Raw genomic sequence first — 8973 nt, 5'->3', positions numbered from 1 at the left:
TCCTTCGTAATCGTTCTCGGCTTCGGCGGCGAGCGCACGGTAGGCCGGCATGCCGGAAATGGTCGCCGCCTGTTCGAGCGCCGCGGGCGGCGCAAACTGACGGGTTTCGTGAAGAACCGATTCAATCTTGGACAAGCGTGTCTCCTTGCGTTCTCGTGATGCCTGACGGCGTTCTGGAAAACGCAACATGCGTGCCAGCATCGGCGATCGACGCGCGCCGGCGGCGACAACCGCGGCAGGCGGGGCGCGTGCCGAACGATCGTTACCGGCGGACCACGTCGTGCACGGCAGCACGATGCGGCCGGTCGTTCAGAAATGCAGCAGGGTGTGTTGCAGTCCTGAGCATTGGCGTGAAGCTGGAAAGGCCGCCGGTACCGCAGCGTCAGGCGAGCAGCGATCGCAGCGCCGGTGCGTGTCCGAATTGCCGGATGCGTTCGAGCGCCGCCACCTCGATCTGGCGAACGCGTTCGGCCGACAGGTTCAGTTGGCGGCCGATCTCGCGCAGCGAATACTCGCTGTCCACGTCGATGCCGTATCTCAGGCGAAGAATCCACGCTTCGCGTGCGGGCAGGCCGTCGATCAGCGCCGCCACCGCGGAGCGCAGCTGGCCGGCGCTCGCGGCGTCTTCCGGGTTCGGCGCATCGGGATCGATCGTGACGTCGCACAACGTGAGGTCGTGATCGGGCGAAACGGGCGAGTCGGCGGAGACGGGCTCGCGCACGATGCGCATCAGTTCGCGTACCTTGTCGACGGGCAGTTGCATCTGCGCGGAGAGTGCCGGCGCGTCGACGACATCGCCGGTGCGCTGCCGATGCGTCAGCGCGAGCCGCGACAGCTTGTTGAGCGCATCGACCGTATGCGCGGGCACCCGTATCGTGCGGCCCTGATCGGCGAGCGCGTGCGTGATCGCTTGCCGGACCCACCAGGTCGCATACGTCGAGAATTTGAAGCCGCGCCGGTGGTCGTAGCGATCGACGGCCTTCAACAGGCCGATATTGCCTTCCTGGATCAGGTCGAGGAACGGCAGGCCGCGATCGGGATACCGTTTGGCTATCGATACGACGAGCCGCAGATTGCTGCGGAACAGTTTCGTTCTCGCGGGTTGCATCGCACGCTCGATACGCGACAGCCGCGTGTCGAGCGCGACCGCGATGGTGAGCGGCAGCGGCGACTGCGCGGCGAGGCGGGCAAGCGCGATGCGCGCGTCGATCAGCGCCGGTGTGTGGCGCGCGAGGGCGGTGGCGCATTCGGGATGCGCGGCGATGCAGGCGCGCAGCCAGGCGTGCGCGTCGTCGCACGGCGCGAAGCGGTCGCGGCGCGTCGGTCCGGTGCGTATGCCCGATGCGGCCAGCGTATCGACGAGCCGTTTTTCGACCTGGCGCGCCCGGGTGGCGCGTTCAACGTTCGCATGACCGATGCGCTCGATCGCGCGCGACGTGAAGCGGATCCTGCCGGTCAACGCGGCAGCTTCGCGAATCAGCGCGCGATAACGGGCCGACGCGAACCCGTCGGCGTGCAACGCGTGCCGCATCGGCGGTGCCAGCGCGCCGGCGCGCTCCAGCGATTCGGCAACCGCATCGCGCCACGCCAGGCTGTCCGGCGAAAGGCCGGTGTCGCCCGATTCCATGGCGGGGTCGGGCGCCGTGTCGTTCCCGGGCGAATCGTCGTGCGAATCGTCGGGCGGCATCACGGGCGCTTGCGTGAGCCATTCGGCGTCCCCGGCGAACCCCGTCACGTAGACCGACGCCGCGACCTTGCCGGCGCGGATGTCGTCTGCGATCGCGGCGATGCCGGCGAGTGCGTCCGGATCCCGGCTCAACGCGTCGATGCATGCCGTACGACCCTTTTCCAGGTGAAGCGCGAGCGCGATCTCGTCGTGGCGTTCGAGGAGCGGCGTCGCGCTCATGTCCCGCAGATAGAGCCGGACCGGATCGTTGGTCCGGCCCGTGAGCAGATCGTCGGGCGCGAGCGGCGCCGATGTGTCCGCGAGCCGCAGCGTGACTTCCGGCGCCTGCGCGAAGTGGCGGTCGAGCGTCCACGCGGTACGCGAGCCGGCATGCGCGCGCACTTCGATGCCGAGCGCGCGGAGCGTCGACGCGGCCGCGTCGACGTCCGTGCGTTCCGCCGCATCGTCGGGCAATGCGTCGGCGATTTCACCGTGCGTCACGTAACCGCGATCGATGCCCAACGCGATCAACGCATGCAGATGGGCTGCGTGTTCGGCATCCGTGGCGCGACGCGGTGCGCCGTCGCGACCGCGCGCGGCCCCGGGATCAAGCGAGCTTTGCATAGACGTTGCACCAGCCTTCGGCGGCAACCGTCTTGCCCGCGAACATCGGGCACGTGCCGGAGGATTCACCCGCGGCGGCCTTGTAGAAGCGGCAGTTCGAGCAGGTCTGGCCGGCCTGGTATTTCGGGAACTTGCCCGCGTCGACGGTCGTGGCCTTTGCGCGGTAGCCGAGCGTTTTCGCGGCCGCGTCGTTCTCGTCGACGGGCGGCGGGGCCGCGAATGCGCGGGTGCCGGCTGCGAGTGCGGCGCACAGGCCGGCCGCCTGGACGAAGAAGGTTCTTCGGTTGGTGGAGATCATCGCGTTGTCCTGAGTGAAATGAAAGGATGAAGCCCGGCCCGCGCGCCGGGCGTGTTGCCCGGCGCGGCGGTCGGTCGAAACGAAAGCGGGCGGGGAAGTTACTTGCGCGGTCCGGCGATGAGCGGCGCCTTCGACGCGGTGGCGGCATCGGCGGTCAACTTGCTTTTGGACGCGTCATAGCCGTTCGAGTAAAGCAGGAAAGCCATCACGTCCTCGTATTCCTGTGCCGTCATCTTGCCGGGGCGATCGGCCGGCATGTTGTTCGACATGTACTGGAAGATGCCGCCGACCGTGATGTGCGACTTGCCTTCGGGAGCGAAGGCTTCTCCGCTCAGCGCGGGGGCGGTATTGCCTTCGAGCTGGTCGCCATGGCATTTCGCGCAGGCGTCGCCGTAGAGCTTCTTGCCATGCTGTACCTGCGCCTGGTCGAACGACGGCATGTCGCCGCCTTCGCTGGCGGAAACCCTGATGAAGCCGCTCCGTGCCGGCATGGAGGGTGCGGATGCGATCGCGCCGTCGAGAAACCGGCCGGGCGCACGCGCGGCTGCGGCTTGCGTGACCGTGTCCGGAAGCGCCCAGCCGCGCGTGAGCGACGCGAGGCGGCCGTCGCCGCTCATGCGGGACAGCGTTGCGTCGATGCGCTTTTGCAATGCGTCCTTGCCCGGCCCGAATGCGAACGACAGCTGCCAGTTGGAGTAGGGCGATGAAGTCGCCGCGACCCGGAACCGTTGGCGCGGGTGCGCTCGCTCGTACGCGACGACGCTCGGATACCAGACGATCGCGCGCTGGGCACGGCCCGCGGCCACCGCGCCGATCGTCTTCTCGCTCGTGTCTTCGAGGTCGAAGCGGGCGTTCGCCTGCTGTGCGGCGATCAATTGAGACGGACTGCCGTACGTGGCCGCGATCGTTTCCTTGACGTCGGGCGACGCATGCGTGTCGAGCAGCGACACGCTGACGTATCCGGCGCGCAGATACCCTTGCGAGAACGTCATTTTCGATCCCGATGCATCGGCGATTTCCGAGCGCGGGAAGCCGGCGATCACGTCGCAATCGCGTTCGAGCGATTTCTTCAGCTCGCCGGCGGAGATGCCGTCGTCGCCGCCATCGTCATCGACGCCGCGCTTGTTGAACGTCGCGGCGATGCCTGCAGCGCGGAACACTTCGCGTGCAACGGATCGGTCGAGCGCCGTGGTCGGGCTGCCGGGCAGCGTGCAGATGCGCACGCCGGCCGACGCGGTTGCCGGTGTCAGCGCCACGCCCACGGCGAGCAGACTGGCGACGGTAACGGAAGTGAGACGAGTATTCATGATCGTGTGTCCGGTTGAAGCGGGGAGGGCGTCGCGCCCGCATCGGGCGCATGCGGGCGCGACTCGGGCCTGGCGCCCTGGTCAGTCGAGCGCGAACACGTAGAGCGTGCCGCCGCGCGGAACGTCCTTCGCGATGTCGGCCATCGGGCCGCCCCAGATCGGGTTCGCGCCGCCATAACCGGCCAGCACGGCGACGTATTCCTTGCCGTCGACCTCATACACCGACGGCTGGGAAATGATGCCGCTCGCCAGTTGCGGGCTTTCCCAGAGCACCTTGCCGGTCGCCGTGTCGAACGCATACAGGTGGCCGTCGAGCGAACCGCTGAACGCGAGACCGCTCGCGGTGGTCGCGACGCCGCCGTTCCACGGCTTCTTCGACCAGTGGCTCCACAGCTTCTTGCCGGTGTTCACGTCGATGGCCGTCAGTTCGCCGTAGCCCTCGCTGCCCGGTTCGGGCTTGATCTCGAAGCCTTCGCCGAGGTACGGCAGGCCCTCCATGTAGCTGACCGACTTGCCGGTGAGACTCATGCACGCATGCAGTGCGGGCACGACCGCGATGTTGCGCTCCTGGTCATAGGAGATCGACCACCAGTTCTTGCCGCCGAGGAAGCTCGGGCACGTTTCGATCGTCGTGCCGGCCTTCGGGAACTTCGATGCGTCCTGGATCGGTTTGCCGTCGGCCGTGTAGCCCGTGACCGACAACGCCTTCACGAACGGCGTCGCGTAGATCAGCTTGCCGGTCGTTCGGTCGATCGCGTGGAAGAAGCCGTTGCGGTCCGCGTGGATGATCGCGTCGTAGTCCTTGCCTTTGTACTTGATGTCCGCAAGCACGGCCGCGTTCACGCCGTCGTAGTCCCACGTGTCGTTGTTCGTGTACTGGTAGTGCCACTTCAGGTTGCCGTTCTTCGCGTCGAGCGCAAGCAGCGAGTCGGAATACAGGTTGTCGCCGGGGCGCAGCGCCGCGAGCCACGGCCCCGGGTTGCCGACACCCCAGTACAGCGTGCGGGATGCGGCGTCGTAGGTGCCGGTGAGCCACGCCGCGCCACCGCCATGGCTCTGCATGCCGTCGGGCCAGGTTTCCGCGCCCTTTTCGCCGGAAGCGGGGATCGTGTAGCGTTTCCAGACTTCGGAGCCGTTCTCCGGGTTGAGCGCGACGATATAGCCGCGAATGCCGTATTCGCCGCCGGACGTGCCGACGACGATCGCGCCGTCGAGTGCGAGCGGCGCGAGCGAGAACGCGTAGCCGAGGCCCGGCTCGAACATCTGCTTCTTCCACACGAGATCGCCGGTCTGCGCATCGAGCGCCGCGACTTCACCGCTCAACATCGCGACGTAGACGTTCTTGCCGTACAGCGCGACGCCGCGGTTCACGACGTCGCAGCACGCGGTCTTGAACGACGCCGCGCCGAGCTTCGGTTCGTATTTCCACAGCTGCTTGCCCGTCTTCGCATCGAATGCGTAGACGTTGTCCTTCGGCGTCGTCACGAACAGATAGTTGCCGTTGATGATCGGCGTGGCTTCGAAGCCCTGCTTCAGGTCGGCGGGAAACTTGTAGGCCCACACCTGCCTGAGATCCTTCGCGTTCGACGTGTCGATCTGCTTGAGCGGCGAATGCGAGCGGCCGTCGTAGGTGCGGTAGTAGGTCAGCCAGCCGGGATCGCCATGTGCATCGGTCAGGCGCTGGTAGGTCACGGCCGGGTAGTCCGCGGCCGCTTCGACGAGGCCGGGGTTCAGCGCGACGGCGGCCGCCACCGCGATTCCGATCGTCGCCAGCCGGCTCGCTGAAGCCGAGAATTTCTTCATGGTTGTCTCCTGAGTCATTGTGGTCGCACCGCCGCGAACGGTTGATCGCGCCGGCACGGTGGGGAATCCGGGCCGAGTGCCCTGCCCGTTACGCAAGTCGCATGCCATCGCGGTCCGAAGCCCGCGCCGCACGGCATACCGGCGCAGCGCGCGCGATGCGCCGTCGAACACGCCGGGCTCCGGCATCGTCGAAGGTGTTGCATTCAGGTACACCGTCGCGCACGAGGTGTTGCCAAACATGACAGGTGACGCAGCGCGCGGGACAGGTGAGCCGTCGCACGCTTCCATGCCGTGCGGAACCGATGCGCCGTGCAGGCAGCGCTGGCATGGTTCTCGCACGCGGGCTTCTCGACACCTCATCGCCGCGCGGTGCATTGCACGGTCCGGCGGAACATAAAAATACGGAGACAACGGAAATGACCAGGAGGCCAAAGGCAGCCGGGCGGCGCAGCGCGATGCGAGGCAGCCGGCGGGCGCGATGCGTCGGCACGGCCATCGGTGCGCTTGCGCTCGCCGGGCTGTCGCCCGATAGCGCGCGTGCGCAGCAGCAGGCGGAGGGGGCCCCGCCGCCTGCCGCCGCCATCGCGTCGCATGCGTCGGCCGTGATGTTGCCGGCGGTGGTCGTCGTCGGCACGACGCCGCTGCTCGGAATCGGCACGCCGCTGTCGAAGGTGCCGGCAAACGTGCAGACGGTGCGCGGTGCGGAACTCGACGCACAGCACCGTGCGACGCTGACCGACTTCTTCGCCGCGAACCTGCAGAGCGTGACGATCTCGGAGGCGCAGGGCAACCCTTACCAGACGGACGTCAACTATCGCGGCTTCACCGCTTCGCCGCTGCTCGGCACGCCGCAGGGGTTGTCGGTGTTCGTCGACGGCGTGCGCGTGAACGAGCCGTTCGGCGACGTCGTGAACTGGGACATCCTGCCCGCGCAGGCGATCGATCGGGTGCAGCTGATTCCGGGCTCCAATCCGGTATACGGACGCAATACGCTCGGCGGTGCACTCGCGATCACGACGAAGGACGGCAAGACGAACCCGGGCGGCGAAGCCGAGGTGTCGGGCGGTTCGTGGGGGCGCAAGACCGCCAGCATCGAGCAGGGCGGGACGATCGGCGCGAGCCTCGACTACTACGCAACCGCGAACGTCGCGAACGATGGCGGCTGGGCCGACCACAACGCGAGTCGCGTGCGCCAGGCGTTCGGCAAGCTGCGCTACACCGATGCGGACACGACGCTGTCGATCGCCGGCGGCGGCGCGGACAACACGCTATACGGCACCCAGACGATTCCGCGCTCGTTCCTCGGCAACCCGAAGCAGGCGTATACGTATCCGGACCAGAACCGCAACAGCGTCGGCTACGTGACGCTGTCGGGCGACCGGTTCTTCGGCGAGCACGTCGAGCTGAGCGGCAACGCGTACTATCGGCACCTGCGAAACGCCAACACGAGCAGCAACAACAATACGGATTACGGATCGATGGGCGACGACGGGACGGTCGACACGGTGCAAGGCAGCAATGCGCAGTCGACGATCGTCGCCGACAGCTACGGCGGCAGCGTGCAGCTCACGCTGCTCGGCAAGCTCGGCGGGATGGCCAACCGGCTGATTGCGGGCGTCGCCGCCGATGTCGCGAATTCCAGCTACGTCGCGTCGTCGCAGGACGCGTACTTCACCGATACGCGCGCGGCGATCGGCGTCGGCGATTTCGTTCAGCAGACCAGCGCGAAGACGCGCAACGCGAACGTCGGCGTGTACCTGAGCGACGCACTGTCGCTGACGCCGCACTGGACGCTGACGCTGTCGGGCCGCTACGACTGGTCGAAAGCGCAGATCGGCGACGAGAGCGGCGCGCAGCCGCTGCTCGACGGCAACCATACGTTCTCGCGCTTCAACCCGGCGGTCGGGCTGAACTGGAACCCGGTCCCGGGCTTCACCGCGTATGCGACGTACAACGAAGGCATGCGTTCGCCGACCGCGATCGAGCTGGCATGCGCAGACCCGTCCGCGCCGTGCTCGCTGCCGAACGACTTCATCGCCGATCCGGCACTCAAGCCGGTGATCTCGAAGACGTTCGAAGCCGGCGTGCGCGGCCGCATCGGCGCCGCGACGACCTGGAGCGCCGCGGCCTACCGCACGACACTGACCGACGACATCCAGTTCATCAGCAGTCCGGCAAGCGCGCAGGGCTATTTCCGCAATGTCGGCGATACGCGGCGGCAGGGTATCGAACTGGCGGGCCGCACGCGGCTCGGGCCGCTCGGTGTCGGGCTGTCGTACAGCTATGTGGATGCGACCTACCGTTCGTCGTGGACCGAACACAGCCCGGCGAATTCGGCGGCCGATGCGAACGGCAACGTCACGGTGAAGTCCGGCGACCGCATGCCCGGCATTCCCGCGCACACGGTGAAGCTGAGGCTCGACTACGCGGCGACGCCCGCATGGGATATCGGCGCAAACGTCACGTGGCGCAGCGGCGTGTATGCGCGCGGCGACGAGAACAACCGGGACGTGAACGGCAGGCTCGCGGGCTACGTGCTCGTCGATCTCGACATGCGCTACCGGATCACGAAGCGGTTCGAGGTGTTCGCCAGCGTGACGAACCTGTTCGACAAGCGCTATGCGAGCTTCGGTGCGCTCGGCCAGAACTTCTTCAACGGACCGAACCACACGTTCGACGGCGCCAATCCGGTGAACGAGCAGTTCGTCGGGCCGGGTGCGCCGCGCGGTGCGTGGATCGGTGTGCGCTACGCGTGGGATTGAGCGTGGCGCGGCCGCGCAGGTTGTCGAGTCATGTGTCGCGTCATGGCGTGAACAGGCGCAGGTTGCACGGCATCGGCGATCACATGAACGTTAGCGCTGCGAACATCGTTGCCACGGCGCGGGCGACGCTGTGGGCCAACGCCGGGTCGCTTGCGAGATGTCCGGCATGCACGCGTTCGATCACCACCTCGGGTGCGGCACGCGCGAGGCGAACGACGTTGGCGGCCGGGCACACGGGGTCGTGCATCCCGTGCGCGGCGAACAGCGGCACGCCCGTCCGCGCCGCCCGACGCGCGAGCGCAAGCACGCTGCGTTCGCCGAGCCAGCAGCCGCGCTGCAGGTAGTGCGCCTGGATCCGGTATTTGTCGATCAGCCTGCGAACGGTCTTCTCCGAGCGGATTGCCCGCGCAGGCGAGCGGTGCGACCGCGCCGAGGCGAGGACGGCGTTTTCGTACGCGTGCCACGCGAGCGCCACTGCGCGCTGGCGTGCCGCGCCCGCGCCGCGACGCAGCC

General features: G+C 67.6%; 5 protein-coding genes and 2 pseudogenes. 1 reads left to right on the top strand and 6 read right to left on the bottom strand.

The window, feature by feature from the left end; all coding sequences use genetic code 11:
- From G3N96_RS35990 to G3N96_RS35970, 5 genes and pseudogenes are all read right to left on the bottom strand, one after another.
- Positions 1-135 (bottom strand): annotated as a pseudogene (locus G3N96_RS35990) (AMP-dependent synthetase); the annotation flags it as partial.
- Positions 136-382: 247 nt separating this feature from the next.
- On the bottom strand, positions 383-2290 hold the full coding sequence (locus G3N96_RS35985; RefSeq protein ID WP_206140143.1) for a sigma-70 family RNA polymerase sigma factor: 1908 nt from the start codon (positions 2288-2290) through the stop codon (positions 383-385).
- Positions 2274-2588, bottom strand: a complete 315-nt coding sequence (locus tag G3N96_RS35980; protein ID WP_124585567.1) for a high-potential iron-sulfur protein — start codon at positions 2586-2588, stop codon at positions 2274-2276. The genes G3N96_RS35985 and G3N96_RS35980 overlap by 17 nt, the downstream gene beginning before the upstream one ends.
- A gap of 98 nt (positions 2589-2686) precedes the next feature.
- Positions 2687-3895 (bottom strand): c-type cytochrome, encoded by a 1209-nt coding sequence (locus tag G3N96_RS35975; RefSeq protein WP_206140142.1) that lies wholly within the window; start codon positions 3893-3895, stop codon positions 2687-2689.
- 81 nt (positions 3896-3976) lie between these two features.
- Complete coding sequence (locus tag G3N96_RS35970) at positions 3977-5698, bottom strand: methanol/ethanol family PQQ-dependent dehydrogenase (protein ID WP_206140141.1); 1722 nt, start codon at positions 5696-5698, stop codon at positions 3977-3979.
- Positions 5699-6114: 416 nt separating this feature from the next.
- On the opposite strand from G3N96_RS35970, the gene G3N96_RS35965 reads away from it, so the two are divergent.
- Positions 6115-8460: a TonB-dependent receptor gene (locus G3N96_RS35965; protein WP_206140140.1), complete on the top strand. Its 2346-nt coding sequence runs from the start codon at positions 6115-6117 to the stop codon at positions 8458-8460.
- Positions 8461-8539: 79 nt separating this feature from the next.
- On the opposite strand, the pseudogene G3N96_RS35960 reads toward G3N96_RS35965, so the two are convergent.
- Positions 8540-8973, bottom strand: a pseudogene (locus G3N96_RS35960) (prolyl aminopeptidase); the annotation flags it as partial.

The organism is Burkholderia sp. Se-20373 (assembly GCF_017104705.1).
Classification (GTDB): Bacteria; Pseudomonadota; Gammaproteobacteria; order Burkholderiales; family Burkholderiaceae; genus Burkholderia.
This window is presented reverse-complemented; position numbering and strand designations above follow the sequence as displayed.

Bases quoted from the DNA above. Each gene is read 5' to 3' on its own strand.
- G3N96_RS35985 (WP_206140143.1), bottom strand. From the start codon at position 2,290: ATGCAAAGCTCGCTTGATCCCGGGGCCGCGCGCGGTCGCGACGGCGCA.
- G3N96_RS35980 (WP_124585567.1), bottom strand. From the start codon at position 2,588: ATGATCTCCACCAACCGAAGAACCTTCTTCGTCCAGGCGGCCGGCCTG.
- G3N96_RS35975 (WP_206140142.1), bottom strand. From the start codon at position 3,895: ATGAATACTCGTCTCACTTCCGTTACCGTCGCCAGTCTGCTCGCCGTG.
- G3N96_RS35970 (WP_206140141.1), bottom strand. From the start codon at position 5,698: ATGAAGAAATTCTCGGCTTCAGCGAGCCGGCTGGCGACGATCGGAATC.
- G3N96_RS35965 (WP_206140140.1), top strand. From the start codon at position 6,115: ATGACCAGGAGGCCAAAGGCAGCCGGGCGGCGCAGCGCGATGCGAGGC.